The organism is Salinicoccus sp. HZC-1 (assembly GCF_046736035.1).
Taxonomy (GTDB): Bacteria; Bacillota; Bacilli; order Staphylococcales; family Salinicoccaceae; genus Salinicoccus.
Window position 1 is genome coordinate 1,140,798 of sequence record NZ_CP177130.1, and the last position, 25,897, is coordinate 1,166,694.

Here is a 25,897-nt window from a genome sequence, read left to right on the forward strand (position 1 = left end):
AGGAAAAAACTATACACTGGGAGAGATAATCTATGAAAAAACAAATTCGTCTTAATGGTTTTACTTTGAACTCTGTTGCGCCGCATTCACCTGGACTCTGGCGTCACCCGAAAGATCAGGGGCATCGTCATGGTGATCTTGATTATTGGACTGACCTTGCCAAGCTTCTGGAAAAAGGCAAATTTGATGCGATGTTTCTGGCGGATGTGCTGGGAATTTATGATGTGTATGACTCAAGTCCGGATGCAGCCATCAAAAATGCAGTGCAAGTACCGCTCCATAATACCCTGCTCCAAATTTCTGCGATGGCTGCAGTTACAAAGAACCTTGGTTTTGCGCCGACCTATTCAGCAACTTACACAGAACCTTATAAACTAGCCAGGGATTTCTCCACTCTGGATCATCTGACTAAAGGCCGGGTCGCATGGAATATCGTCACTTCGTATTTGAAAAGCGAAGCGGTCAACCTCGGCATGGAAAACCAGATCGAGCATGACAAAAGATATGACCGAGCGGATGAGTATATGGACGTTGTATATAAATTGTGGGAGCACAGCTGGGAAGAAGATGCGGTTGAAGCGAATACAGAAACAGGGGTATATACCAATCCTGAAAAAGTGCATCCGATCAATCATAAAGGTGAATATTTCAGTGTGCCGGGTGTGCATCTTGTAGAACCTTCACCTCAGCGTACACCCGTTTTATTCCAGGCCGGTGCCTCTGAAAAAGGGAGAGCCTTTGCAGCAAAACATGCGGAAGCGCTCTTTACGACACTTGCGAGTGATTTGGATGAATTAAAAGCATTCACTTCAGACATCAGGGCACGTGCGGTAAGCAATGGAAGAAATGCGGATGACATCAAAATCTTCCCCGGCATCGTACCGATCGTCGGCAGGACGGAAGCAGAAGCGCAGGAGAAATATGAAGAATTGACTTCATATGTAAGCTATGAAGGAACTGCAGCAATGCTTTCCGGACATACGGGTGTCGATTTCTCGCAATATGATCCCGACCAGTACGTTGAAAATGTCGTGACAAATGCCTCCCACGGATTTCTTCAGAAATATGCAGCAAGCAATACCAGAAAATGGACAGTGAGAGAAGCCGTGCTCCATCACGGTCTGGGTATCGGTGCCACCAAAGTGGTGGGTACACCGGAACAGGTTGCAGATGAACTGGAAGCTATGGCAAACATCGGAGACGCAGACGGCTTCAACATCATCCAGGCGGCAAGTCCCGTCACTTTCGAAGATTTCATAGAACTCGTCATACCGGTACTGCAGGAAAGAGGAAGCTACAGAACAGAGTATGAAGCATCCACGCTGAGAGAAAATTTATTTGGTAAAGGAAAAGTAAGGATTCCTGAAAATCATGCAGCTAAAAGAATCGGTTCATTCTCTAGTACCAGCGTTTAAAATATATATCCTTATTCTTACCCCTGAAATTATGTTCAGGGGTATTTTTTGATTCCATATATTAATTATCAAATTTTAATAAATTTTTATTGATATTCGATAAGTTATTGCCTATAATCGATTTATATTAAATAAGAGGTGAAGATCATGAAACGCAGTTCAACGTTATTTTTAAAATTCGCTTTAATCATCATAGGACTGCCTGTATTGGCTATCTGCATCGCTCTGATGCCAATGATAGTTAAAAATGTGGGCGACGGCATCGAGGGGTGGGACGCTTTAATGCTCGGTATGCTGACGATAATGTATGTAACAGCCATCCCGTTTTATATGGCATTGTTTCAGGCTTTTAAACTTTTAAGCTATATCGATAAGAATATCGCTTTCTCTGACCAGTCGGTAAATGCACTGAGGAAGATAAAACATTATGCCATGATAATGACTGGTCTATATGTTTTAAATCTGCCGTTATTCTATATATTTGCTGAACTGGATGATGCCCCCGGTGTAATTATAGTTGGGATGATGTTTATATTTGCTCCGCTTGTCATCACAGTTTTCGCTGCATTACTCGAAAAATTGCTGCAGGAAGCGATTAAAATCAAAACAGAAAATGATCTGACGGTCTGAGGTGTAACTAATGACAATTATTATCAATATAGATGTAATGCTGGCAAAAAGGAAAATGAGCGTGACCGAACTGTCCGAGAAAGTGGGAATTACGATGGCCAATCTTTCTGTGTTGAAGAATGGAAAGGCAAAAGCAGTCCGTTTTTCCACGCTGGAAGGGATATGCAGAGCCCTGGACTGCCAGCCGGGAGATATTTTGGAATATAGAAATGATGAAGAGGAAAGCAACCATCTTAATGTAGAGTGAAAGCGTCTTTGGCCGACAGGCAGTTAAATATTGGATAGACCTTCTCTATGCTATACTCTGAGGAAATATGAATTAAAGGGGATGTATAGACTTGAGTCGTTATGTTGAAATCGGATACCCGATACACGAAGACATGCCAGTGCATCCGGCCCTGCCCAAGGTGGGGCTGGATCCTAGAGAGCGTAAGGAAAAAGGGGACGACTGGAACGGTTCGGTACTGAGCATTTATCTGCATGCAGGCACACACGTCGATGCACCATGGCATCATATGGACAACGGAAAAGGAATAGATGCCATTCCTATTGAGGATTTCATCTACAATCATCCTTTAATGCTGGATGTTCCTTTAGAACAGAATGAATTCGTAACAGTAGATATGTTAAAAGAGAATGATGCTGTGCAAAAAGCGGATCTTCTCATTTTCAATACCGGTCACTGGAAATACAGGGATACTGACATTGAAAAATACTCGGCCAGCTTTCCGGCTGTATCTCCGGAAGCGGCTGAATATTTGCGGACGCAGCTGCCAAATTTAAAAGCGGTTGCGATTGATACCTTGAGTATCGAGAATTTAGCGGAAGCACCGGATAACGGTTATTTCGTACACCATGCATTTTTGGATCATGAAAAATATGATGCGCCGACGATGCTGATTTATGAGGATATAAATCCCGAACCCTTGATCGGCAGAACACTTAAATCGGCATTTACTGCTCCGCTTAGAATTGTGAACCATGATGCTTCCATCGTGAATGTGATTGTAGAAATTGAAGAGTGAGCAAATAAAACAGGCGGTGATTAAAAATCACCGCTTGTTTCTTTCATATTCATAGGCTTCCAGCAGTACAACGCATATATCCAGAACAGGTGTATTCACATTCCCCTTATGATTGTGCAGATATTTTTGAATGAACTCAAATTCCGTTGATTTTTGGGCTGTGACATCATAGTACATGCTCGTCCCCATTTCCCGGTTATAGTTCTTATAAATATTCAATGCCGTATTCTTGAAATCAGAATCAATAATTTCTTTGTCCTGATTGACAATCCGTATGCCTTCCTCCAAAAGTTCCGCAGTCAGTTCTGTAACGTTTTCCTTATCGAATATTTTAGCTGTATTCTGGGAGAGTCCGGTCAGTGTGTTGATACCGAGGTTGATCAGCAATTTTTCATATCTCAGTTTTTCAAAGTCATCGGTTTTTATTATTTCCAATTCTGTTGTTTTTATATCCTCAATGAGCGGATCCAGATAATTATAGTTCTGATCGTCAACGATCAGCCTGGAATCTTGGAAATGCTCAACCATGTCCTCATGTTTCTGTCCGCTGATATAGACGACGGCGGGGAGACTGCCTTCAAACCAGCCGTCATATCCCATGCCATTTTGGCAGAGGACGATTTCAGTGCCGCTGTGGCATAGTCCAGCTGTGACTTTGGACAGTCCTTTTAATGCGGTGGCTTTAGTGGAAATGAAAATTATATCAAATGGATGATGATCATATGCATGGATATTCTCTATAATGTATGGATAGTTGGTTTTTTCACCATGTTCAAGTATTGTGAAGCCTTGTCTTTCTGTTCTGCCGAACAGTGTAATGTCGTGTCCCGTCTGCTTCAGCTCACGGGCGATGATGCTGCCGACAGCACCAATTCCTATGACAGCGATTTTCATTGAATTTTCTCCTTTGAAATAAGATGATGACTACATAAAATCCTGTGTTAAAATAAGTATAATATACATAGAGTGAAAGGAGTAGCCTGATGAAGACTACTAACGAACTGATTCAAATGAAGCAAGACGATGAAAAAATTACAATGGTGACTGCATATGACTATCCCAGTGCGAAGCAAAGCGCACAGGCCGGACTGGACACGATATTGGTCGGGGATTCCCTTGGAATGACAGTTCTTGGATATGACAGCACCGTACAGGTTACTATGGCAGATATGGAGCACCATGCCAGGGCGGTCAGGCGCGGTGCGCCGGATACGTATGTCGTGGTGGATCTGCCGTTTGGCTCCTATCATGTCAATGATGATGAGGGACTTAAAAATGTCCTGTCGCTGTACCAGTCTTCAGGTGCAAATGCAATTAAGCTGGAAGGGATCGGCTGCCTCGAAATCATCAGACGTTCCGTACTGGCCGGTGTTCCGATTGTGGCACATCTCGGTCTGACGCCCCAGTCAGTCGGTGTGACGGGCTTTAAAATGCAGGCCGGTTCGATTGAAGAGGCAGAGCGACTGATCGAAGATGCCAAAAGGGTGGAAGAAGCGGGCGCATGCATGGTGGTTCTTGAAGCGATTCCTGCTGACCTGGCAGGAAAAGTGACAGAGTCATTAACTATTCCGACAATCGGCATTGGTGCGGGGGCGGAAACCGATGGCCAGGTGATTGTATATCACGATATACTTCAATACGGAAGTGATCGGCTGCCTAAATTCGTGAAGCCATATGGTGATTTTAACAGCATTGGTGTATCAGGCCTTGAAGAATATGTTCAGGAAGTGAAATCAAGTCAGTTCCCGGATGAATCCACAACTTATAAAAAGAGGATATTTGATAAATGATGAAAACTGCAGATACTATAAAAGAAACACGTGACATACTAAAAGCACACAGAGATAAAAAAATAGCACTCGTTCCAACGATGGGCTACCTTCACGAAGGCCACATGACGCTCGTCAATGAAGCGAAAAAACATGCTGATTTCGTGGCGTTGAGCCTTTTTGTCAATCCGCTTCAATTTGGTCCGGATGAGGATCTGGATACTTATCCGCGCGATCTTGAAAGAGATTTGGAAATCTGTAAGGAAAACGGTGTGGATTTTGTATTCCATCCATCCGTTGAAGAGATGTATCCGAAAACACCGGAACTGATCCTCGGCCTGGCCAGCATGGCTTCGATTCTGGACGGTGTCAGAAGGCCCGGTCACTTCGAAGGGGTCATTACAGTCGTGAACAAGCTTTTCAATATTATCGAGCCGGATTATGCACTGTTCGGTGAGAAGGACCGCCAGCAGTTGATGATCATCAAAAGGATGGTCGCGGACTTCAATCACGACCTTGAAATCATTGGTGTGCCGACCGCCCGTGAAGCGGACGGTCTTGCTAAAAGCAGCCGGAATGTCAACCTTTCAGAAACAGAGCGGGAGGAAGCGCCGGCAATTAATCAGGCGCTGGAAATCGGCAGGGATTTAATCCAGGATGGCGAAACTGATGTGGCAAGCATTAAAGAACGGATTGAAATGCATATAATGGATCATACTTCAGGGGAAATTGATGACCTGCAAATTTTTACACATCCCGATCTAGATACTGTTCAAACGGTCTCTTCTGATGTTATAATATTCATTGCTGTAAAGTTTGAGGCTGTGCGGCTAATAGATAATATGTTGGTGATAAAAAAATGATTAGAACAATGATGAACGGCAAGATTCACCGTGCCGTAGTAACAGAAGCTAACCTGAACTATGTGGGAAGCATAACAATAGACCCTGTACTTTTAGAAGCGGCGGACATTTTGCCGAATGAAAAAGTTCAAATCGTAAACAATAACAATGGTGAGCGTCTTGAAACATACGTCATTGAAGGCGAACGTCACTCCGGTGAAATCTGCCTGAATGGCGCTGCTGCAAGAAGAGTGCAGGTGGGGGATGTTGTCATCATTATCAGCTATGTACAGATGGATGAGCCGGAACTCGAAAATCACAAGCCAAGTGTAGTGATTGTTGATGAAGAGAACAAAATAATTACTGCTGATTATAAAGAGAAAAGAAAAACAGAATATACTGCACATTAAGTAATTAGACTTCCGTTTAATTACTTTTTTTATAAGAAGGTGAAAATATGTTCAAAAAAGCGTTTATGTTTGTATTTTTATATATCATTGCTGTCTTTCTGGTGCCGGTCTTTCAGTCTTATGATTTCAAGACCGGTCTGAATGCCGAGTATGCCAAAAGCTGGCTTGAAACCAATGTATACCCGGACTACGACAGGAGCATCATTCACCAGGTGAACAGCACCCAGACACAGGAAGTGGAAATAAATCTGGACGAGAGCTATGAGGCTGGGAATAAAGAAGTGCTCGATTCTGAATATGCAGGAGATTTCGCCGTCGAGGACGAACCGGGTTTGTTCAGATTAGTCTTAATACAAGAAGGCAAGGTCGTCGGGGGGTATACGAACAGTGACGATGTTTCCATAGCAGACATAAATATTGAAAACCTGGACCGTCAAAAAGTAGGGGAAGTCTACGGTGAATCGGAAGATTTTATCGTTAAGGGCTGGAAAAGACTCAGAGTGAACGACGAAGAATTCGAAGTGTTCGACCTGCAGGACACATATGTATATTTCTTTTATGATTTACATGAGGAAGATAAAGTGAACGGGCTGCTAGTTATGGATAAAGAACAGGTGAGCGCCATCGATACACTTTATAATAATCCGCCTGCCCGAGATAATTCCAGACTTAATCATCTGGTTGTAAACGCTTCAAGGATCGAATACGGCCTGGAACCGTTGGAATATGATGAAAAAACAGCGGAAACCGCAATTGGACACAGCAGGGACATGGCAAAAAATGATTACTTTCAACATGATTCCCCTGACGGCGGTACATTGAAAGACCGCATTGAATCCAATGATGTGGAATATCGTATGGCGGGGGAAAATATTGCCATGGGACACACGTCAGCACTCTTTGCCCATCACAGCCTGCTGAATTCTCCGGATCACAGGGTAAATGTTCTGAGTTCTGATTTCACTCATTTAGGAACAGGTACAGCCTACGGTAAGAAAGAAGCCCCTTATTACACAGAAAATTATATTAAAAGATAAATTTATAAAAGGGTAAAAGTAAACTTTTTATTTAGTTTATAAATGTTTATTCGGGGAAGATATATATTGGATAAAAAGTTTATTTCACTATCTGAAATCCATCCTAACTGAGCGATTGAATGAGGGGATGTAATTGATTAGTAAAACACAGGATAAAGACATTAGCGAATCAAAAGATATACTTGAACAGGTTAGAATAATACTCGGAAAATAAACTGATCAGCAAAATACCGGTTACGAATATAAAATGTAGGATGGATTACCGGATAGTCAATATAGAAGGGCGTATGCTTATTGCATACGCCCTTTATTTATTTCTTATTTTAAAATTCTCTGAACAGGCCAACGACTTTACCTAAGACTGTGACTGAATCCAGGTAAATGGGTTCCATCAATGAATTTTCCGGCTGCAATCTATAGTAGCCGTTTTCTTTATAAAACCTTTTTACTGTCGCTTCATCATCTTCAGTCATTGCAACAATGATATCTCCATTATGTGCAATATTCTGCTTTCGTACAATGACACGGTCGCCATCGTGGATACCAGTTTCTATCATGCTGTCACCGGCAACGTTCAAAAGGAATATTTCACTGTTGTGATTTGCAGTGAAATGTTCTGGAAGCGGGAAGTACTCATCTACATTTTCAACAGCTGTAATTGGTAGACCTGCCGTAACTTTACCCAGTACAGGTACTTGGATGACTGGAGAGTACTGACTGTTCTCTTCCATTACTATTTCTATTGCACGGGGTTTGGTAGGATCTCGTTTGATGTACCCTTTATCCTGCAGTTTGGAAAGATGTCCGTGTACAGTTGAACTCGACTGAAGACCGACAGCGTTCCCAATTTCCCGAACACTCGGCGGATATCCTTTTTCCTGAACGGTCCTCTTGATGTACTGATATATTTGTTTTTGTCTGTCCGTTAACTCCTTCATATTATACCTCCAGCTTTTATTAATCTAATTTTACCATATGCGCATGCCTGTTACAAACATTTGTTCGTAATGGCATTGACCCGGAACAGATGTTCTGTTAATATAATTATACAAACATACGTTCTAGGAGGAATTATTGATGACTTTGAAAGAATTCCAAATGCTTTCCACCGTATTCGTGTTCGTAGTAGTTGCCGGTCTTATTTTTATGTTACAATCCCACAGCGGAGAGAACGTACATTCCGATGTCGCATATATAGATGAATATCAAGTTGTTGCTTTTGAAGACGAACAGAAGGAAATAGAGGAAACGGACGTTCCATCGGAGCACTATGCAGAACAATCGACAATGGATCATTTAGTCGAATTGATTGGATATATAAAATGATTGAAAGTATGAGGATGGTCTCATACTTTTTTTTATGGTAAATTATTAAGTAATGGATAGGAGGGTTCATTATGTTGGAGAAGCATAAAATTGAGCGTCTTAACGCCCTGGCTGCAAAGAAAAAGGCGGGAAACATAGAGTCTGATGAATTGGAAGAACTCAAGGGACTCAGGGAAGCCTATCTGAAAAACTTCAGATCATCATTTAGGAAACAGGTGGAAAATACTAAAGTCATTGATCCTGAAGGCAAAGATGTTACGCCCCAGAAGTTAAAGCGCATACAAAAAAATAAGAATGAAAAATAAAGGAGCTTGTGTTATGACATTTGATAAAATTGATCAGTTAGCTATTAATACTATTAGAACACTTTCTATAGATGCTGTAGAAAAAGCCAATTCCGGCCACCCGGGACTGCCTATGGGCGCAGCACCTATGGCTTATACGCTGTGGAGCCGCCACCTTAATTTTAATCCCAACTCCGTAAAATGGTTTGACAGGGACCGCTTTGTATTAAGTGCAGGACATGGCTCTATGCTCGTATACAGCCTGTTGCATCTTTCAGGAGCTTTGGAGATGGAAGAGCTGAAAGAATTCAGGCAGTATGAGTCCAAAACACCTGGTCATCCAGAATTCAAGCATACTGACGGCGTGGAAATTACTACGGGTCCTCTTGGACAGGGACTTGCTATGAGTGTCGGTATGGCCATGGCCGAGAAGCATCTGGCTGCCAGGTATAACCGCGAGGGGCTGGATGTCGTCGATCATTACACTTATGTAATTGCCAGTGACGGCGATCTGATGGAAGGGGTTTCTCATGAAGCATCTTCCCTAGCGGGCCACAGCGGACTGGATAAACTGATCGTCCTTTATGACTCCAACGACATTTCCCTGGATGGTGACCTGAACAAGAGTTTCTCCGAGGATGTTAAAAAACGTTTTGAAGGATATAACTGGCATTATATTAGAGTGGAAGACGGCAATGATGTCGAAGAGATCGATAGAGCGATTACTGAAGCAAAATCTTCAGACAAGCCGGTAATGATTGAAGTTAAAACGATCATCGGTTACGGTGCTCCTAATAAGCAGGGTAAGAGTGCATCACATGGTGCGCCGCTTGGTGCCGATGAAAGAAAAGCGGCATTTGAATACTACGGCTTTGATCCGGAAGAAAAGTTCGTCGTAGATGACTCCGTTTACGATCGCTTCAGTGAAACACTGAAAATGCGCAGCAATGGTAAAGAGGCCGAATGGAATCAGCTGATGGAAGAGTATCAATCTGCGCATCCTGAACTTTATAAAGAGTTTGATGATGCGATTAACGGCAGACTTGCTGAAAAGTATGATGAAAATCTGCCTTTCTACGAAGCGGGTGAGGAAAAAGCGACACGCGCTACTTCCAGCGATATGATACAAGTGTTATCAAAAACTGTACCAACATTGTTCGGGGGCGCTGCCGACCTTGCAAGCAGTAATAAAACGAATGTTAAAGAACAAGCGGATTTCTCCAAAGAAACGCCTGAAGGCCGTAATGTGTGGTTCGGTGTGCGTGAGTTTGGTATGGCAGCAGCATTGAATGGTATGGCAGCGCACGGCGGTGTCCGTCCTTACGGCGGAACATTCTTCGTGTTCAGTGACTATCTGAAACCGGCACTCCGCATGAGTGCACTGATGAAACTGCCTGTAACATACGTATTTACACATGACTCCATTGCTGTGGGTGAAGATGGCCCGACACATGAACCGGTGGAACAGCTTGCAGGTCTGCGTGCGATTCCTAAGCTGAACACGATCCGTCCGGCGGACGGCAATGAGACGCGTGCTGCATGGAAAGTGGCAATGGAAGCTGAAGATGCGCCGACGGCACTTGTTTTGACCCGTCAGAATGTTGAAGTGATCGACGCGCCGTATGAAACAGTGGAAGAGGGCGTCAGAAAAGGCGGATACATCGCTTTTGATGAAGGTGATGACGCAATTCTATTCGCTTCAGGAAGTGAAGTGCCGCTGGCTGTCAACACAGCGAAACAGCTTAAGACACAGGGTGTGAGTGTTAAAGTAGCATCTATTCCTAACATGCAGCAGTTCTTAAATCAGGATAAAGAATATATAGACAGCGTGCTGAACCCTCATATCGAAAACAGAACAGCAATCGAAATGGCAGCGAGTCTTGGATGGCACCGTTTCGTAGGTATGAACGGCAAGCTTCATACAATCGACACATATGGAGCAAGTGCGCCTGGAGACCTTGTCATAGAGAAATACGGCTTTACGGTTGAAAGAGTATTACAGACTGTCCTGGACAAATAACCTGTTGAAAAACACTTGTTAATAATGTAAACTTTATAATGGTCTAGGAAGAAAGAGGTGAGCAGTTTGGATACTTGGATTTGGATAATTATTGTTATAGTCGCACTCATCGGTGGCGTTGCCTTGGGTTTCTTTCTCGCAAGAAAGTATATGATGGACTATCTTGAAAAGAACCCGCCTATTAATGAAGACATGCTCAGAATGATGATGATGCAAATGGGACAAAAACCTTCCCAGAAGAAAATCAATCAAATGATGACAATGATGAATAAACAAACGGATTCTAAAGACGCAAAAAAACGCGCTAAAGAAACGAAGAAATAAAAAATAAACCTCTCTGCAGACGCAGGGAGGTTTATTTTTTGTAACTTCGCTTGTCAAAATAAGCTAGACAACCTGCCTACATCCATGTAACTCATAAATACTTCCGTGGAGGAAGCCTAGTTTAGAATGAATCCGTTTAATGAAACATATAGGACGAATGCAAAGGTAACAAGGGAAAGGACGCCAAACGTGTGACGGGCATTCAGGAATTCGTCGATTGCCATCACCAGAAACATGAAGGCCATGACAAGAAACATCCATGACATCAGCTCATTGTTGCCAGTGACCAGGACGTAAATGGCGAGTCCGGCTGTTGTTACAGCAAAGATGAGCCTAAGTACAAAGATCAAGTAATCCCTCCATTCTGAATTTTAAAATGGGTTTATATGTAATATGTTTACTGTTTACAATGTAACATAAAAAATAATCTGGAATACTCCAGGCAGCAGATTCAGCAAAATGGGCCATTATGGCACTGGTCTTCGTACCGATGTTCATGTAGCTTGGCATCGCACCGGAAGTCACTCAGGTTGCTTACAGAATAGGAGATTCATCAACAAACATCATTTTTCACCGTTAATGCCATTTTTACCATTGATCGTTGCATTTGCGCAGCGTTATGGCAAAGAAAACGGCATTGGTACAGTTGTATCCCTCATGCTTCCGTACTCGGTCATCTTCATCATCGTATGGACAATATTCTTTGTGATATGGTTCATGATGGGTATACCGACAGGACCGGGAGCGAGCATCAGTTATTGATAAAGAAGTTATTAAGCTGGGTGGAGACACTCAGTTTTTTATTTCATTTATTTTTTTGTGTTATCCATCTATGGAAGAGAGACAGATTGCTCTGGGACTTTTTGTTTTTTGAAAATTTAACATGTAATTATTTCATTTACCGAAATATATGGTAAAATTTAAGCTGAATGGGGTATGGGGGTGAATGGAATGCAGGTGTTCAAAAAACTTGGATGGTTTTTTAAAAGAGAATGGAAAAGTTATTTTTTAGGCGTCATCATGCTCGTTCTTGTCGCTTTGATGGAACTTGTGCCGCCTCAGGTGATCGGCTTTGTAATCGACCATATCACCCAGTCGACATTGACGGGAAGTTTGCTGATGCAGTTTGTCATTCTGCTCATTATTGTTGCAATTCTTACATATGTATTCAGGTATTTTTGGCGTATCATGATTTTTGGGGCGAGTTATCGTCTGGGGAAGATTTTAAGAACGCGGCTTTACAGGAAGTACTCGGAGATGAGTCCCGCGTTTTATCAAAAGCGGCGTACAGGAGATTTGATGGCCCATGCCACGAATGATATCCAGGCAGTTCAGGCAACTGCAGGCGCCGGAATTTTGACGATTGCAGACTCCCTGATTACCGGCGGAGCCGTTTTAATTACGATGGCGATCACCATCAGTCCGAAACTGACATTGATTGCGATGATCCCGCTTCCGTTGATGGTGATTCTGACCAGTTACTATGGAACGCTTATGAACCGGGGATTTAAAAAAGCGCAGGCTGCCTTCAGTAAGTTGAATGACAAGACACAGGAGAGCATTGCCGGAATCAAAGTGACAAAGACTTTTGGATATGAACAGAGCGATCGTGAAGATTTCCGCAAATTGAGTGATGAAGTGGTTGAGAAGAATTTGAGGGTGTCCAAAGTGGATGCTCTGTTCGACCCGACAATCATGTCGGTGATTGGAATCAGCTACTTCCTTTCCATATTTTTTGGTGCCCGCATGGTGCTTGATGACACAATCTCCATCGGCGAGCTGGTCACCTTTACGACGTATCTGGGAATGATGGTCTGGCCGCTGCTGGCCCTGGGATGGTTCTTCAACCTCATCCAGCGCGGCCGGGCTTCATACGACAGGATCGAAGAAATCATGGAAACCCGCAACCAGATCGGTGCACAATACCGAATAGAAGATCAGCCGGCGGGAGACATCGAATTCAATATTGGTGCGTTTAACTTCCCGGACGATGAGTCGGATGGTTTAAGGGATGTCAGGTTTACAATCCGGCAGGGGACGACACTTGGCATCGTCGGACGGACCGGGTCCGGAAAGAGTGCATTGCTGCGTCTTTTACTCCGCGAATTCGATACCGTCAATCCGGAAGATGTCATGTATGGCAGGCATGCCATCAGAGACTACAGCCTAAAGAGCTTAAGAGGCCAGTTCGGTTATGTGCCGCAGGACCACTTTTTATTCTCTACTTCAATCAGGAACAACATCGCCTTCAGTAACCCTGAAATAGATGAACGAGTGGTTAAGGAAGCGGCACGTCTCAGTCATATACACGAGGATATCGCGGGCTTTCCGGAAGGTTACGGCACCGTGGTCGGAGAGCGGGGCGTTTCTCTTTCAGGGGGACAGAAACAGCGTATTTCCATTGCCAGAGCTTTGATTATGGATCCTGAAGTATTGATATTGGATGATTCTTTATCAGCAGTGGACGCAGAAACGGAAGAACGGATTTTATCCAATATGCAATCCAGCAGAAAAGGGAAAACGAATATCATCACTGCCCACCGGATGAGTGCGGTCAGTCATGCAGACCTGATTATCGTCATGGATAATGGAACAGTGGTTGAAAGAGGGACGCATGCCGAACTCATGGAGCAAAATGGCTGGTACCATGATACCTATAATGCCCAGGCTCTGCGCGAAGCGCTTGAGAGTTCTCTCGATGAGCTTGTTGAAAGGGGGGATGAGTAATGGAGAACAACACATTCAACCTCTCCTTTAATGATCAGAAGCAGGTGCTGTTCAGATTGATGAAGTATACACTGCCTTTTAAAAAGGTTCTTGCACTCGGATTTCTAATGCTTATCATCTCAACAGTGACAGGGGTGGCCACCCCGTATCTCGTAATGATTTTCATCGATGAATATTTAACGCCGGGTGTTTTCCCGGAATCTGATATCATGTGGCTCATCATCATATTCTTCGCTGTTCAGGTAATTGGCGCCGTAACGACTTATATGCAGATATATTTATTCCAGTATCTTGCATTCAAGGTCATCCAGCAGCTTAGAATCGATGCATTTGATAAAATTGGAAAACTCGGCATGAGGTATTTCGATAAAGTGCCGGGGGGCAGTGTCGTATCGAGACTGACCAATGATACGGAAGCTATTGTGGAAATGTTCATCGGTGTACTGGCAACATTCCTGATGGCGTTCTTCATGGTGATTTCCAGCTTCATCATGATGTTCATACTGGATTTCAAACTGGCACTTTTTGCATTGATATTCATGCCGGCCATTGTTCTGATCCTTGCGGTCTACCGCAAATACTCAGCGAATTTCTTTTCACATGCCAGACAGCTTCTAAGTGATTTGAACGCCAAACTTGCTGAAAGCATTGAAGGCATGAAAATCATCCAGGTATTCAACCAGGAACAAAGGCTGCGAAAAGAATTTGAAGAAATTAATGAAATGCATTACAAATACAATATGAAAAACGTGAAGCTGGATGGACTGCTTCTCAGGCCGGCCATCAGCATGATCAGCGTCCTCGCAATCGCACTGATTTTATCCTACTTCGGAATACTCAGTTTCGAAGGCGGCGTGACAGCCGGTGTCGTCTTTGCTTTCATCCAGTATATGGAACGGTTTTTCGAACCGATTAACCAGGTCAGTCAAAATTTAAATATTTTCCAGCAGGCGTTGGTTTCAGCAAGCCGTGTGTTTGCCCTGATCGATGATGACCGGACAGAGCCTGTGCAGATTGAGAATAGAGAGTACGGGATAACGGCAGGGAAAGTGGAGTTTAAAAATGTCACTTTCAGCTACGATGGCGAAGTGAATGTATTAAATGATATTTCATTCATCGCCGAACCGGGAGAAACGGTTGCACTGGTCGGACATACCGGTTCAGGTAAAAGTTCCATCATCAACTTGTTCATGAGATTCTATGAGTTTGATAAAGGGGAAGTGCTGATTGACGGACAGTCGATCAAGAAAATCCCCAAAACAGAGATGAAGGAAAGAATCGGGCTGGTACTCCAGGATCCTTTCATTTTCTATGGTACAGTGGAATCGAATATTAAACTGTATCATCCCACGATGACCTTCGAACAGGTGAAAGAGGCCGGCAGATTTGTAAGGGCGGATAAGTTCATTCAAAAACTGCCCGGTGATTATAGCCACAGGGTAATCGAAAAAGGCGGTGCGTTTTCAAGTGGTGAGCGCCAGCTGATAGCATTTGCGAGAACGATGGCCATGGATCCGAAGATATTGATTCTGGATGAGGCGACCGCAAACATCGATTCCGAGACGGAGGAGGAAATACAGAAATCCCTGTCGAAGATGAGAAAAGGCAGGACGACTCTGGCGATTGCACACAGGCTGTCGACCATACAAGATGCCGATCAGATACTGGTTTTGAACCGCGGTTCAATTGTAGAAAGAGGGACGCATGAGGAACTGATCAGGCACCGTGGAATCTATCATAAGATGTATCAGCTGCAGAATGGTCAGGCATAAATGTCATAGAAAGTTCTAAAACATTGGTATAAACCCTGTAACAACCCCCGTCATGTCTGATAAAATGGCTATGAATGGGGGTATTATCATGGGCAGTGAAGTAACGTTTCTCCTTGCATTCGGAGCCGGTGTTTTAAGTTTTATTTCGCCCTGTGTGCTTCCGGTGTTTCCTGCTTTCGTCTCTTACATAACAGGGATGAGCTATAATGAAGTTGAAAGTAAAAAATTCAATGCGAGAGCGATATTGCATACGCTTTTCTTTCTCGTTGGATTTAGCCTGGTATACATTGCACTCGGTTTTGGTACAGCATTTTTAGGCGGTTTACTGATTGAGCATGGAAATTTGATCAGACAACTGGGTTCCATCCTGATCATCATTTTCGGGTTGATCATTACCGGTGTACTGAACTTTGATTTCCTTATGAAAGACAGAAAAGTACAATTCAAAAACAGACCGTCAGGGTTTTTAGGCTCCATTTTTATCGGTATGGCATTTGCTGCCGGGTGGTCACCGTGTAACGGGCCGATAATCGGTGCTATTTTCGCTATGAGTGCGACCGCACCAAATAATGCTTTAATTTTAATGATCGTCTACTGTCTCGGCTTTGCAGTACCATTTTTCATTTTGAGTTTCTTCGTCTCCCGTACACGCTGGATGCTGAAATACTCAAATATAATCATGAAAGTGGGCGGTGTCTTCATGATACTGATGGGCATGCTGCTGTACTTTGATGGACTGACTCAGATTATTATCTGGCTGCAGCCGTTCTTTGGCGATTTCCAGGGGTTCTAGTTATGAATATAGAAAACATATTATTTATATTTGCATCCATAATGGCAGTTTTTATGGGTATCGGTGCAATAGTAGTAAGACAAAAAGCGGCCAAGCGGCCTTTGACGATGAAGAAAATACTGATTCCGCCCATCATGATGTCCACAGGAGCGCTGATGTATGTGTTTCCTTACTTCAGGCTTACACTTACGGAAATTGGAGAATCCATCGTAATGGGCATCATCTTTTCAGTCGTGCTTGTGGTCACTACCAAGTATGAAGAGAAAAACGGGGAATTATATGTTAAGCAGTCCAAACTTTTCCCGTTGATCCTTGTTACATTGCTCGCTTTAAGAATAATTCTTAAATCGATTTTATCCATGAGTATCTCTCCGGGTGAAATCGGCGGGATGTTCTTCTTACTCGCGTTCGTCATGATAGTAATATGGCGGTTATCCATGTATATCAATTTAAAATCATTTAAAAAGCAGCAGATCAGTTCATTCTGATCTGCTGCTTATTTTTTCTATCTGCTCAAATATTTAGAATTTCTGTTCCTCACCATTCTTATATTTCATAAATTTATTCTGAACGTAATGAAATTTAAAAATGATTGGATTCCAACGTTTAGTTTGGATGTATTACTGCAAAGAAAAAATGAAGTTACAACCTTGTATATTTAAAAAGTGAGGCGCATATTGACGAAACAGTAACAACGTTCGAAAATGGTTTTATGGATTTTTGGTTACCGAGAGATAAGAAATATACCATATAAATTAGTTATCAAAATAAACATACTGAGTACGCTTTCTCCACTTTCCAAGGGGATAGTACTTGTTTTACAGACTTGCAACTGAAGTAGTATTCCTGTTTGAATCTCTGAACACTTTCAAGTTGTTTGGAGATTCTTTATATTCAATATTTGGAATCATTTAGTTGTTTATTATACCCCTAGGGGGTATCATAAAGATAAGATACAATATTAGGGAGTGATAGAATGAATCATCACAAAAAAGAGCCACATCATAATCAGGAAGAGAATAGCCATCGTGACCATCATGATCATGAAAGTCACAATGGGTCTCATGATGAACATGATCACGATAATCATGGGCACGGGGCACATGACCATCACGGAGATATGGTGACAGAATTCCGGAATAAGTTTTTTGTTGTACTGATATTCACCATCCCGATCCTTCTCCTGTCTCCGATGATCCAGAACTTCATGGGCGTCGACTGGAGCTTTACAGGGGATATCTATATTCTGGCCGCCCTGTCCACATTCGTTTATTTCTATGGCGGCTGGCCTTTCCTCAAGGGCGCTTTTGATGAACTGAAAAACAGGGAACCCGGGATGATGACACTGATTGCCATGGCCATCTCCATCGCATTCTTCTACAGCCTGGCTGTCGTATTTGGGTTTAATGGAGAGCAACTTTTCTGGGAACTGGCGAGCCTGGTACTGATTATGCTTCTAGGTCACTGGATTGAAATGCGATCGATCAATAATGCATCCAAAGCTCTGGAGTCACTTGCATCCTTGATGCCGAACACAGCAAACCGTATTACTGAGAATGGCGAGACGGAAGAAGTGCAGGTTGATAATATCCAGGCCGGAGATTTGCTCCTGGTCAAACCGGGAGAAAAGATGCCATTGGATGGAAAGATTGTTAAAGGGAAATCTCAAATCGATGAATCCATGTTGACAGGCGAGTCTTTGCCGATAACCAAATCTGTTGATGACGAGGTGATTGGCGGGTCGATCAATAGAGAAGGCTCACTTACAATAGAAGTAGAAAAATTGATGGATGAGTCTTACTTGAACCAGGTCATCGAAATGGTCAAAGAATCTCAGAAGACCAAATCCAAAACACAGGACATCACGAATCAGGCGGCCAAATGGCTGTTTTATATTGCTTTGGCTGCTGGTATTATCACGTTTATCGTTTGGATAAGTATCGGAGCCACTGTGGATACGGCCATACAGAGAACGGTGACTGTCATGGTTATCACCTGTCCGCATGCTTTAGGACTTGCAGCACCACTGGTCATTTCTGTTTCTACTGCTTTATCTGCGAAGTATGGTCTGCTGATTCGCAAACGTCCTCAGTTCGAACAGGCACGTAATATTGATGCAGTAATTTTCGATAAGACCGGTACGTTGACTGAAGGTAAATTTGGAGTGACAGACGTGCAAACGTTCAGTGATATGGACGAAAACAAGATGCTAAGTTATGCAGCCACAGTGGAGAATGACTCTGAGCATCCCATTGCTACGGGAATACTCAATGAAGCAATGGAAAGAAAACTGGAATTGCATGAAATGATTAATTTCAATTCCATTACAGGTGTGGGAATCGAAGGGACGATCGATAACAGGAATATCAAAGTTGTGAGTCCTGGATATATCAGTAAACAAGATATCACTTTTGATGATCAGAACTTCAACAAATGGTCTGAGCAGGGAAAGACGGTTGTGTTCCTAATCATTGATGAAGAGCTGGCAGGCGCGATTGCATTGGCAGATAAAATCAAAGAGAGTTCCAAACAGACGGTGGAACAATTGCATAAAAGAAATATTAAAGCCATCATGCTCACTGGAGACAACCGGAAGGTGGCGAACTATGTTGCAGAACAAATTGGTATTGACGAAGTATATGCAGAAGTTTTGCCGGATCAAAAGGCAGAAAAAGTGACAGAGATTCAAAAGCGTGGTTTAGTTGTTGCAATGACAGGTGACGGTATTAATGATGCGCCGGCCCTGACTAAAGCAGATGTTGGCATTGCGGTAGGGGCAGGTACCGACATTGCCATGGATAGTGCAGATATCGTTCTTGTGGACAGCAATCCCAAAGACATTCTGGCTATATTCAGCTTATCCAAACGAACGTATAACAAATTGGTTCAAAATCTGATATGGGCGACTGGCTACAACATTTTCGCCATTCCATTGGCTGCGGGAGTCCTGGCTCCTTGGGGCATTGTCCTCAGTCCGGCTGTCGGTGCGATACTGATGAGTTTAAGTACTATCATCGTAGCCCTCAATGCACAGCTGCTGCACCGGTTTGAAATGGATTAAATAAGTTTTACTCTACCTGCTTAATTAACACATTGAAATATTGGACTTAAAAAATATATGATCATAATAATAGCCTATCCATCTGGATAGGCTATTTATTATCGTTGAAGATATATTAAAGCTATTCAACAGGCGCCAATTCGCTTTCAATGACCCACTTATGATTCTCTACTGCTTCTTCAGTGTCTGTTGTGACAAAATCCACCATATAAACCGTTGTTTCTTTAGCTGAATCAATCGTAGCAGTGGCACCTTCCATGTCTTCCATATGCGTCGCATTCATTACTGCTTCATCCCCCGTTTCCATTGGTGCTTCTCCCGGATCTTCCAATTCTTCATGAATGACCCATTTATGATCTTCGACCGGATCTCCGTCATTTGTCGGTGTGTATGATACGGAATAGACTGTTGTATCAAAGGCCCCGGAGATTGTTGCTTCGGCACCGTCCATGCCTTGCATGTGATCAGCTTCAATAATTGCTTGACTTCCGACTTCATATGTCGGATTTTCTGCCTCTTTCATGTTTTCAGGGACTTCACCGGAACTCGACATGTCTTCAGCCGAGTGCTCCATGTTTCTACCGGAACTTGATTCGGATTCCATATCAGAGTGATGTAATCTTTCTTCTAGTTCGTCCTTAGTCAAATCATTGATGTACTTTATATTATCTCCATCTTCATTCACTTCATAATAGTAATGACTTCTATCTTCGTTATAAGGATAACCTAATTTATCTTCCAATTCTTTTTTAGTCAAGCCATCGATGTACTTCGTCTTATCTCCATATTCATTCACTTCATAGTAGTAATAACTTCCGTCTTCATGGGCGGCAGTATCTGTACTACCTGCGTTTGCTGCTCCTGGACTAAGCCCCAAAACTAACGCTAAAATCATTGCACCTGAGAAAGAAGTTCTTTGAAATTGTCTCATCTACCGAGCCTCCATTTTTCTGTGATATTGAAACCATACCTCTAAATTGTGCAGTTTAAGTGCAGATTTAAATAAAATTGAATGTGTTTAGTAAAGCGTGATGTTATCAATCATAGGCGTTAGTTTTCATTTGAAAGTTTCGTCAACTAGAAAGGATATATCATTTATTTACTTGAATCTGCACGGAAAATCGATATTTAAATTATAAAATGTATTAATATATTATCTGATCTATTAACGGAAAGAGACGGGAGCATATGATAATGTTATCAAAAAAGTTAATAATAAATGCAATAATAGTATCATCTGTATTTTAGCTAGATGTAATAATAATCAAAAAAATGAATACAAGATGAATTCTAATGACAGAGTAGAACACTTTCATGCCACGGGAGAGGATTTTAGTTGCTGGGGAAGTTAAATAAGTGTGAAAGTTTAAAACTGCTGTTCAGTCTTCTGATGAAATATCAAATAAATAAAATCGATAGCAATACATGGTTTGATTTATAATGGCTTCGCAACATGTCAAAAGGAAGGAGGGTGTTATGTTAAACAAATTATCGGTGAAGATAGGACTGTTGTTTTTCCTGGTAATTATCATAGTTGAGATTACGTTATTTTATATTTTATATACAAACCTGGTCAATGATCGTGTTGAAGAAGTAATGGGAGATTTGTTGGCACGTGGGAATACCCACAGGGATGTACTGGAAGAAAACTACACCGCATCTACTCTGAATCATGTTGCCATTATGGAGTCAGAATCTGATTTTATCGTGGTAATCACAAATGATGCCGGAGAAACAATAACCAGTTCCAATCCGATTGAACCAGAAATGACAGCGGTCATTGAACATAAGGACCATGATGGTATACCGGATGAGGGTGTCATCCTGCAATCCGATTGGTCGAATGAAAAATATGTCTCTACAGACAGTCCAATTACTATAAACGAAACACATAGAGGCCACGTTTTCATGTTTGCCGAAAGTGCCAATATCAAAAGGATTATTGGTCAGCTTAGCCAACAATTTCTATTTGTCGGCCTGTTGATTATTTTCCTGACCATTATAACAGTGCTTATTCTTTCCAGAGTAATCGCGCAGCCCTTGCTTAGAATGAAAAAAGCCACAGAGCAGTTGAGCAGAGGCAATCATGAAGTGGAACTATATACCAATCGAAAAGATGAGCTTGGCGAGCTGGCTACTTCGATTTCACGGCTGTCGAAGGATCTGGAACGTTTAAAAAATGAAAGGAATGAATTTCTGGGGAGTATCTCGCATGAACTCCGCACTCCCTTAACTTACATGAAAGGGTATACGGATATCATTAGCCGAAAAGATGTATCTGTGAAGGATCGGAATAAGTATATTAAAATCATTCAGGAAGAAACCGGCCATTTAACCGAGCTTATTAAAAACCTATTTGAGTTGGCCAAAATCGACCAGAATGAATTTTCCATCAAAAAAGAAAAAATAATTTATGGAGAATTGCTTCATACTGTTAAGGCACGCATTCAACCTGCAATTGATGAAAGAAAAATAAAGCTTTCTGTTTTTTGCCCAGACAATCTTGTCGTGAGCGTTGATCCGGAGAGAATCCAACAGGTGTTGCTGAATATATTAGACAATGCAATAAAATACACTCCAAAGGGGAGTAACATTGGAATGGAAGTAAGTCAAAATAAACATGAGATTCTAACGACCATTTCAGATACAGGCGCAGGCATTCCCGAAGAAGATATACCGTACGTATTTGAACGGCTGTATCGTTCAGAAAAATCGAGATCCCGTTCGAACGGAGGCTCAGGTCTCGGGCTGACCATAGCCAAAGAAATTGTGCAACTGCATGGGGGTAAGATTGAATTGGAGAGCACACCAGGCAAAGGTGCTGTTTTTATCATATCTTTGCAGAAAGGGGATACAAATGAAGAAAGTTTTATTGATTGATGATGAAGAGAGAATGTTGGAACTGCTATCTTTGTACTTGAAACCATACAATTATGATTGCAGGAAAGCGTTAGGTGCGAAAGAAGGACTAAAATATATCAGCAAAGAAAAATTTGATATTGTCTTACTCGATATCATGATGCCTGAGATGGATGGATGGGATGTATGCATAAAAATACGGCAGTCTTCAGATGTACCTGTCATCATAGTGACTGCGCGTGAACAGATAGAGGATACCGTAAAAGGCCTCAAACTTGGCGCGGATGACTATATAACAAAACCTTTTAATGAAAAAGAACTGATTGCGCGTATGGATGCTTTATTACGGAGAACACAGACCTCCAACCAGCTTGAGATGGACGGGTTGTTATGGGATGAGGATCGATTTGAACTGTCTTATAAAAGTCAGTATATCAAGTTGACACCAAAAGAATTTGCAATCATTGGATTAATCATGAAAAATCCAGGCAGGGTGTTTTCCAGAAATCAGTTGATCGATCTGGTGTGGGGGATGCTTTCCGAAACTGAAGGTCGGACGGTAGATTCGCATGTCAGAAATATGCGTGAAAAAATCAGAGAAGCTGGCTTCCCGATAGATGATTACTTTCACACAGTGTGGGGGATTGGTTACAAGTGGAATAAAAAGTGATTTCTCCTATTTTAGATTGTTGTAAAATATAGTGGATAATCGACAGAGTGTCAAAACTTTTCGTAATATTTTTAAAAATGCACACTAACTGCATGAATAATGGGCATACATATTAGAGAACACTATTTTTGAGGTGATGATCATGAACGATTATAAAGAAAACAGTTTATCTCTGATAGGGGCCATCGGGCTTGGGACAGGTGTCATGATCAGTGCCGGAATATTTGCATTGCTGGGACAGATTGCTGGGCTTGCCGGCATATGGTTCCCGGTCACCTTTATTGTCGGTGGCATTGTGACTGGCTTCAGTGCGTATTCCTACGTTAAAATGAGCAATGAATATCCTTCAGCAGGGGGGATCGGCATGTTTCTGGCCAAAGCATATGGTCAGGGTACTGTCACTGCTTCTGCAGCGATGTTGATGGCCGTATCCATGGTTATCAATCAGAGTTTAGTGGCCCGTACTTTTGGGACCTATACGCTGCAGATATTCAATATGGATGCAACGAGTTATCTGGTGCCTGTCCTGGGTGTCGGATTATTGCTCTTTGCATTTATGGTCAATGTTTCTGGCAACAGTTTCATACAAACGTTCACCTCTATTGCATCACTGCTTAAAATAATGGGGCTTATCGTCTTTGCGGTGGGCGGATTATGGGTGGCCGGTTTTTCCATTACACCGGCTGAAAGCAGTGGGAGCACAGAAGACGCAACAATCGCAAGTATGATTGCAGCTGTGGCGCTCACCATTCTATCCTTCAAAGGATTTACGACAATTACCAACAGCGGATCTGAAATCGTTAAGCCCCATAAGAATGTTGGAAGAGCGATTGTCGCGTCCATATCAATCAGTCTTTTTATATATCTGCTGGTTGCATGGGCAGTATCCAGTAACCTGCCATTAAATGAAATTATTGCAGCCAGAGACTATTCGCTTGCAGAAGCCGCAAGACCGGCATTTGGAAATTACGGTGTATGGTTTACCGTCGGTATCGCAATTATCGCAACAATCTCCGGTATTATTGCCAGTGTCTTTGCGGTATCCCGCATGCTCGCCATGCTGACAGACATGAAGCTGATCCCACATAGTCACTTCGGCATGCCAGGACGGATTCAAAAGCATACCTTAGTATATACGATTGTACTTGCGATGGTACTGACTGTCATTTTTGATCTCAGTCGTATCGCTTCCGTTGGCGCGATATTATATCTCGTAATGGATATGATTGTGCATTGGGGTGTATTTAAACACCTGAAGCATAAAGTGAATGCCAATCCAGTTATTGTAATGACTGCATTTATACTCGATGGAATTGTGTTGGCTGCTTTTGTATGGGTCAAACTGATGAATGACTGGCTAATTGTCGCTGTATCTATCATTTTCATCATCTTTATTTTTATAGGGGAGTATATATTTCTTAAAAAGCGAGATGGTGAGGAAGAAACGGAGACCCATTAGAAACTGTTTTGAACTTTGAATCAAGGTTTTAATGGTGAAATAAAAGAAGGGGCACAATGGGGATAAGATCCCGTGTGCCCCTTCTTTTATGATTGATTCTGGTTTAAGCGATTTCTTTACATGCCACCGTACATTTGAAACAGGCATCTGCACATTTTTAATAATGATCATGCTTCCGATGTTCATTGCTGCATGCGTTGCATACCTTGGCACATAGTACGTCCGCCTCAAAAGAAAATGGTGGATTTATTGTTAGCGCTTATTCTAAAAAGCACAAAACAGCTCACTCTGATCTGCTGCTTATTTTTTCTGTCTGCTCGAATATCGAGAATTTCTGTTTCTCATCATCCGCATATTGGAATAAATCCTCGTATGGTGTGTAATCTATCTCCAATTCATTCAGTTTCTTCTTCATGAATTTATGGTCCCGTTTCGGCGTAGCAATGATGTAGCCTTTCATAATATGATCGAGCGTAATCGTTTTTGCATTTTGATCCAAAGCAATTTTGGATATACGTCCTGCAATCCGTTCCTTGGCCACGTCCCTGAAAAGTTCCGGTACAGGTGAAACCAGTTCGTTCAATAACTCTTTCGCTTCCTTGTTCCACATAGGGAGGGCCAATTGTATATAGTGATCCTGCCAGTCGAGCTCACTATAGCCGTCTCCTTTCGGCATCCGCTTCAAAAACTTCCTGAACATGAAATATCCGCCGATGGTCAACAGTCCAAGCATGACGAAAGTCCATAAAGCAATCAGCCACATAATAATATCGTTCATACGCTCACCTCATAGCTATTATAAGTTTTAAAAGAATAATTGTCTATCTTACAAATCTCTTCGATATATGGGGTGTAGGGAGGTGAGACAGATGATAAAGAGCCTGAGTGCAAAGTTCTACTTTGTTGAAGTGGACAGTGAGGGAGACGAAAAACTTCGTTTCAGATCAGTAAGAAACCTGGATACGAACGCCACGGACGCGGATATCAACACATTAGCCGAGATCTACCAGAATTTAAGCAATGACATTTATCCAACAGTGGAAAAAGAAGAAGTCTATGTAATTAAGTAAGCCGAACAAACTAAAGGGGGAGTATTAGAATGACTAAAAAATTAACTGTTGTATTTAACACAGATGCAAACCGCCGTTTTACTCTGAATATCAGTAATCCGGCAGAGGATCTGACAGAAGAAACGCTGCTTTTGGAAGCAAACCGTCTCATTGCCACGAATGCGCTCGCACCGATGCAGGGCAAGCCGGTATCTGTACATTCTGCGAAAATCGTAGAACAGAACGTCACTGAAATCATTTAGTGATGGAATGGGTCACACTAGTCAGCGATGTTGGATTTCCGGCTGTGATCACATTTTTCCTTCTGTACAGAATGGAAAGTAAATTGGATGATCTGATAATATCCATCAGGCAGCTGCACTAAAATATCCGTCCCCAAATTTACCTGGGGACGGTTTTTCTAG

29 protein-coding genes and 1 pseudogene are annotated in these 25,897 nt (G+C 42.3%); 25 read left to right on the plus strand and 5 right to left on the minus strand.

The genetic code is table 11. The features are described 5' to 3' along the window. Positions 1-32 precede the first annotated feature (32 nt). The 4 genes from ACKRAT_RS05650 (at position 33) to ACKRAT_RS05665 (ending at position 3,070) form a co-directional block, all read left to right on the plus strand. Entirely contained in the window at positions 33-1,415 is a 1,383-nt protein-coding gene (locus ACKRAT_RS05650) for an LLM class flavin-dependent oxidoreductase (protein ID WP_411844124.1), read from the plus strand. A 147-nt stretch (positions 1,416-1,562) separates the two neighbouring features. Beyond that, on the plus strand, positions 1,563-2,045 hold the full coding sequence (locus ACKRAT_RS05655) for a DUF2975 domain-containing protein (RefSeq protein ID WP_411844125.1): 483 nt from the start codon (positions 1,563-1,565) through the stop codon (positions 2,043-2,045). 10 nt (positions 2,046-2,055) lie between these two features. After that, a complete protein-coding gene (locus ACKRAT_RS05660; RefSeq protein ID WP_411844126.1) occupies positions 2,056-2,292 on the plus strand; it encodes a helix-turn-helix domain-containing protein in 237 nt (78 codons plus the stop codon). Positions 2,293-2,383: 91 nt separating this feature from the next. Continuing rightward, positions 2,384-3,070 (plus strand): cyclase family protein, encoded by a 687-nt coding sequence (locus ACKRAT_RS05665; protein ID WP_411844127.1) that lies wholly within the window; start codon positions 2,384-2,386, stop codon positions 3,068-3,070. Between the two features lie 27 nt (positions 3,071-3,097). Here the strand turns inward: ACKRAT_RS05665 and ACKRAT_RS05670 are convergent, their stop codons facing one another. After that, entirely contained in the window at positions 3,098-3,964 is an 867-nt protein-coding gene (locus ACKRAT_RS05670) for a 2-dehydropantoate 2-reductase N-terminal domain-containing protein (RefSeq protein ID WP_411844128.1), read from the minus strand. Positions 3,965-4,053: 89 nt separating this feature from the next. Here ACKRAT_RS05670 and panB point away from each other — a divergent pair, with 89 nt between their 5' ends. The 4 genes from panB to ACKRAT_RS05690 are packed head-to-tail and all read left to right on the plus strand — an operon-like array spanning position 4,054 to position 7,128. After that, positions 4,054-4,860 (plus strand): 3-methyl-2-oxobutanoate hydroxymethyltransferase, encoded by an 807-nt coding sequence (gene panB / locus ACKRAT_RS05675; protein ID WP_411844129.1) that lies wholly within the window; start codon positions 4,054-4,056, stop codon positions 4,858-4,860. Then, positions 4,857-5,702, plus strand: a complete 846-nt coding sequence (gene panC, locus ACKRAT_RS05680) for a pantoate--beta-alanine ligase (RefSeq protein WP_411844130.1) — start codon at positions 4,857-4,859, stop codon at positions 5,700-5,702. Before panB ends, panC begins: the two co-directional genes overlap by 4 nt. Next, a complete protein-coding gene (gene panD / locus ACKRAT_RS05685) occupies positions 5,699-6,091 on the plus strand; it encodes an aspartate 1-decarboxylase (protein ID WP_411844131.1) in 393 nt (130 codons plus the stop codon). Before panC ends, panD begins: the two co-directional genes overlap by 4 nt. 47 nt (positions 6,092-6,138) lie before the next feature. After that, positions 6,139-7,128 carry a CAP domain-containing protein gene (locus tag ACKRAT_RS05690; protein ID WP_411844132.1) on the plus strand — a complete coding sequence of 330 codons (990 nt, stop codon included), beginning with the start codon at positions 6,139-6,141 and terminating at the stop codon, positions 7,126-7,128. Positions 7,129-7,451: 323 nt separating this feature from the next. Here ACKRAT_RS05690 and lexA read toward each other — a convergent pair whose 3' ends face one another. After that, positions 7,452-8,066 (minus strand): transcriptional repressor LexA, encoded by a 615-nt coding sequence (gene lexA, locus ACKRAT_RS05695; protein ID WP_411844133.1) that lies wholly within the window; start codon positions 8,064-8,066, stop codon positions 7,452-7,454. Between the two features lie 139 nt (positions 8,067-8,205). Here lexA and ACKRAT_RS05700 point away from each other — a divergent pair, with 139 nt between their 5' ends. From ACKRAT_RS05700 to ACKRAT_RS05715, 4 genes are all read left to right on the plus strand, one after another. Then, positions 8,206-8,454 (plus strand): hypothetical protein, encoded by a 249-nt coding sequence (locus tag ACKRAT_RS05700; protein ID WP_411844134.1) that lies wholly within the window; start codon positions 8,206-8,208, stop codon positions 8,452-8,454. A gap of 71 nt (positions 8,455-8,525) precedes the next feature. After that, the gene (locus ACKRAT_RS05705) at positions 8,526-8,759 is read left to right on the plus strand and encodes a DUF896 domain-containing protein (RefSeq protein WP_411844135.1); all 234 of its coding nucleotides are present in this window, start codon (positions 8,526-8,528) and stop codon (positions 8,757-8,759) included. Between the two features lie 13 nt (positions 8,760-8,772). Further along, positions 8,773-10,758, plus strand: a complete 1,986-nt coding sequence (gene tkt / locus ACKRAT_RS05710; protein ID WP_411844136.1) for a transketolase — start codon at positions 8,773-8,775, stop codon at positions 10,756-10,758. A 66-nt stretch (positions 10,759-10,824) separates the two neighbouring features. Beyond that, entirely contained in the window at positions 10,825-11,082 is a 258-nt protein-coding gene (locus ACKRAT_RS05715) for a YneF family protein (protein WP_411844137.1), read from the plus strand. A 116-nt stretch (positions 11,083-11,198) separates the two neighbouring features. Here the strand turns inward: ACKRAT_RS05715 and ACKRAT_RS05720 are convergent, their stop codons facing one another. Beyond that, the gene (locus tag ACKRAT_RS05720) at positions 11,199-11,432 is read right to left on the minus strand and encodes a DUF3953 domain-containing protein (protein WP_411844138.1); all 234 of its coding nucleotides are present in this window, start codon (positions 11,430-11,432) and stop codon (positions 11,199-11,201) included. A 109-nt stretch (positions 11,433-11,541) separates the two neighbouring features. Here ACKRAT_RS05720 and ACKRAT_RS05725 point away from each other — a divergent pair, with 109 nt between their 5' ends. The 7 genes and pseudogenes from ACKRAT_RS05725 (at position 11,542) to ACKRAT_RS05755 (ending at position 19,435) form a co-directional block, all read left to right on the plus strand. Beyond that, positions 11,542-11,844: an AbgT family transporter gene (locus ACKRAT_RS05725; protein WP_411844139.1), complete on the plus strand. Its 303-nt coding sequence runs from the start codon at positions 11,542-11,544 to the stop codon at positions 11,842-11,844. Between the two features lie 189 nt (positions 11,845-12,033). Then, the gene (locus ACKRAT_RS05730) at positions 12,034-13,809 is read left to right on the plus strand and encodes an ABC transporter ATP-binding protein (RefSeq protein ID WP_411844140.1); all 1,776 of its coding nucleotides are present in this window, start codon (positions 12,034-12,036) and stop codon (positions 13,807-13,809) included. Beyond that, the gene (locus ACKRAT_RS05735) at positions 13,809-15,581 is read left to right on the plus strand and encodes an ABC transporter ATP-binding protein (RefSeq protein ID WP_411844141.1); all 1,773 of its coding nucleotides are present in this window, start codon (positions 13,809-13,811) and stop codon (positions 15,579-15,581) included. The genes ACKRAT_RS05730 and ACKRAT_RS05735 overlap by 1 nt, the downstream gene beginning before the upstream one ends. Before the next feature lie 88 nt (positions 15,582-15,669). Continuing rightward, a complete protein-coding gene (locus ACKRAT_RS05740) occupies positions 15,670-16,374 on the plus strand; it encodes a cytochrome c biogenesis CcdA family protein (protein WP_411844142.1) in 705 nt (234 codons plus the stop codon). A gap of 2 nt (positions 16,375-16,376) precedes the next feature. Continuing rightward, entirely contained in the window at positions 16,377-16,862 is a 486-nt protein-coding gene (locus ACKRAT_RS05745; RefSeq protein WP_411844143.1) for a CcdC family protein, read from the plus strand. A 185-nt stretch (positions 16,863-17,047) separates the two neighbouring features. Further along, a pseudogene (locus tag ACKRAT_RS05750) lies at positions 17,048-17,215 on the plus strand (CueP family metal-binding protein); the annotation flags it as partial. Positions 17,216-17,350: 135 nt separating this feature from the next. Continuing rightward, a complete protein-coding gene (locus ACKRAT_RS05755) occupies positions 17,351-19,435 on the plus strand; it encodes a copper-translocating P-type ATPase (protein ID WP_411844144.1) in 2,085 nt (694 codons plus the stop codon). 121 nt (positions 19,436-19,556) lie between these two features. Here the strand turns inward: ACKRAT_RS05755 and ACKRAT_RS05760 are convergent, their stop codons facing one another. After that, the gene (locus ACKRAT_RS05760) at positions 19,557-20,090 is read right to left on the minus strand and encodes a YdhK family protein (RefSeq protein ID WP_411844421.1); all 534 of its coding nucleotides are present in this window, start codon (positions 20,088-20,090) and stop codon (positions 19,557-19,559) included. A gap of 821 nt (positions 20,091-20,911) precedes the next feature. Here ACKRAT_RS05760 and ACKRAT_RS05765 point away from each other — a divergent pair. From ACKRAT_RS05765 to ACKRAT_RS05775, 3 genes are all read left to right on the plus strand, one after another. Continuing rightward, entirely contained in the window at positions 20,912-22,315 is a 1,404-nt protein-coding gene (locus ACKRAT_RS05765) for a sensor histidine kinase (RefSeq protein ID WP_411844145.1), read from the plus strand. Next, positions 22,293-22,964, plus strand: coding sequence for a response regulator transcription factor (locus tag ACKRAT_RS05770; protein WP_411844146.1), 672 nt, complete (start codon positions 22,293-22,295; stop codon positions 22,962-22,964). Before ACKRAT_RS05765 ends, ACKRAT_RS05770 begins: the two co-directional genes overlap by 23 nt. Before the next feature lie 142 nt (positions 22,965-23,106). Then, a complete protein-coding gene (locus ACKRAT_RS05775; RefSeq protein WP_411844147.1) occupies positions 23,107-24,423 on the plus strand; it encodes an APC family permease in 1,317 nt (438 codons plus the stop codon). 283 nt (positions 24,424-24,706) lie between these two features. Here ACKRAT_RS05775 and ACKRAT_RS05780 read toward each other — a convergent pair whose 3' ends face one another. Beyond that, positions 24,707-25,201 carry a DUF2621 family protein gene (locus ACKRAT_RS05780; protein ID WP_411844148.1) on the minus strand — a complete coding sequence of 165 codons (495 nt, stop codon included), beginning with the start codon at positions 25,199-25,201 and terminating at the stop codon, positions 24,707-24,709. A 91-nt stretch (positions 25,202-25,292) separates the two neighbouring features. Between ACKRAT_RS05780 and ACKRAT_RS05785 the strand changes: the two genes are divergently transcribed. From ACKRAT_RS05785 to ACKRAT_RS05795, 3 genes are read left to right on the plus strand one after another with little or no spacing between them, the layout of a single operon-like run. Beyond that, the gene (locus tag ACKRAT_RS05785; RefSeq protein ID WP_411844149.1) at positions 25,293-25,493 is read left to right on the plus strand and encodes a DUF1659 domain-containing protein; all 201 of its coding nucleotides are present in this window, start codon (positions 25,293-25,295) and stop codon (positions 25,491-25,493) included. 29 nt (positions 25,494-25,522) lie between these two features. Beyond that, complete coding sequence (locus ACKRAT_RS05790) at positions 25,523-25,735, plus strand: DUF2922 domain-containing protein (RefSeq protein WP_411844150.1); 213 nt, start codon at positions 25,523-25,525, stop codon at positions 25,733-25,735. Positions 25,736-25,737: 2 nt separating this feature from the next. After that, positions 25,738-25,857 carry a YvrJ family protein gene (locus tag ACKRAT_RS05795; RefSeq protein ID WP_411844151.1) on the plus strand — a complete coding sequence of 40 codons (120 nt, stop codon included), beginning with the start codon at positions 25,738-25,740 and terminating at the stop codon, positions 25,855-25,857. The last annotated feature ends 40 nt before the right edge of the window (positions 25,858-25,897 follow it).

Coding starts and splice junctions, on each gene's coding strand:
- ACKRAT_RS05650 (WP_411844124.1), top strand. CDS start 33: ATGAAAAAACAAATTCGTCTTAATGGTTTTACTTTGAACTCTGTTGCG.
- ACKRAT_RS05655 (WP_411844125.1), top strand. CDS start 1,563: ATGAAACGCAGTTCAACGTTATTTTTAAAATTCGCTTTAATCATCATA.
- ACKRAT_RS05660 (WP_411844126.1), top strand. CDS start 2,056: ATGACAATTATTATCAATATAGATGTAATGCTGGCAAAAAGGAAAATG.
- ACKRAT_RS05670 (WP_411844128.1), bottom strand. CDS start 3,964: ATGAAAATCGCTGTCATAGGAATTGGTGCTGTCGGCAGCATCATCGCC.
- panB (WP_411844129.1), top strand. CDS start 4,054: ATGAAGACTACTAACGAACTGATTCAAATGAAGCAAGACGATGAAAAA.
- panC (WP_411844130.1), top strand. CDS start 4,857: ATGATGAAAACTGCAGATACTATAAAAGAAACACGTGACATACTAAAA.
- panD (WP_411844131.1), top strand. CDS start 5,699: ATGATTAGAACAATGATGAACGGCAAGATTCACCGTGCCGTAGTAACA.
- ACKRAT_RS05690 (WP_411844132.1), top strand. CDS start 6,139: ATGTTCAAAAAAGCGTTTATGTTTGTATTTTTATATATCATTGCTGTC.
- lexA (WP_411844133.1), bottom strand. CDS start 8,066: ATGAAGGAGTTAACGGACAGACAAAAACAAATATATCAGTACATCAAG.
- ACKRAT_RS05700 (WP_411844134.1), top strand. CDS start 8,206: ATGACTTTGAAAGAATTCCAAATGCTTTCCACCGTATTCGTGTTCGTA.
- ACKRAT_RS05705 (WP_411844135.1), top strand. CDS start 8,526: ATGTTGGAGAAGCATAAAATTGAGCGTCTTAACGCCCTGGCTGCAAAG.
- tkt (WP_411844136.1), top strand. CDS start 8,773: ATGACATTTGATAAAATTGATCAGTTAGCTATTAATACTATTAGAACA.
- ACKRAT_RS05725 (WP_411844139.1), top strand. CDS start 11,542: ATGGGCCATTATGGCACTGGTCTTCGTACCGATGTTCATGTAGCTTGG.
- ACKRAT_RS05730 (WP_411844140.1), top strand. CDS start 12,034: ATGCAGGTGTTCAAAAAACTTGGATGGTTTTTTAAAAGAGAATGGAAA.
- ACKRAT_RS05735 (WP_411844141.1), top strand. CDS start 13,809: ATGGAGAACAACACATTCAACCTCTCCTTTAATGATCAGAAGCAGGTG.
- ACKRAT_RS05740 (WP_411844142.1), top strand. CDS start 15,670: ATGGGCAGTGAAGTAACGTTTCTCCTTGCATTCGGAGCCGGTGTTTTA.
- ACKRAT_RS05745 (WP_411844143.1), top strand. CDS start 16,377: ATGAATATAGAAAACATATTATTTATATTTGCATCCATAATGGCAGTT.
- ACKRAT_RS05755 (WP_411844144.1), top strand. CDS start 17,351: ATGAATCATCACAAAAAAGAGCCACATCATAATCAGGAAGAGAATAGC.
- ACKRAT_RS05765 (WP_411844145.1), top strand. CDS start 20,912: ATGTTAAACAAATTATCGGTGAAGATAGGACTGTTGTTTTTCCTGGTA.
- ACKRAT_RS05770 (WP_411844146.1), top strand. CDS start 22,293: ATGAAGAAAGTTTTATTGATTGATGATGAAGAGAGAATGTTGGAACTG.
- ACKRAT_RS05775 (WP_411844147.1), top strand. CDS start 23,107: ATGAACGATTATAAAGAAAACAGTTTATCTCTGATAGGGGCCATCGGG.
- ACKRAT_RS05780 (WP_411844148.1), bottom strand. CDS start 25,201: ATGAACGATATTATTATGTGGCTGATTGCTTTATGGACTTTCGTCATG.
- ACKRAT_RS05785 (WP_411844149.1), top strand. CDS start 25,293: ATGATAAAGAGCCTGAGTGCAAAGTTCTACTTTGTTGAAGTGGACAGT.
- ACKRAT_RS05790 (WP_411844150.1), top strand. CDS start 25,523: ATGACTAAAAAATTAACTGTTGTATTTAACACAGATGCAAACCGCCGT.
- ACKRAT_RS05795 (WP_411844151.1), top strand. CDS start 25,738: ATGGAATGGGTCACACTAGTCAGCGATGTTGGATTTCCGGCTGTGATC.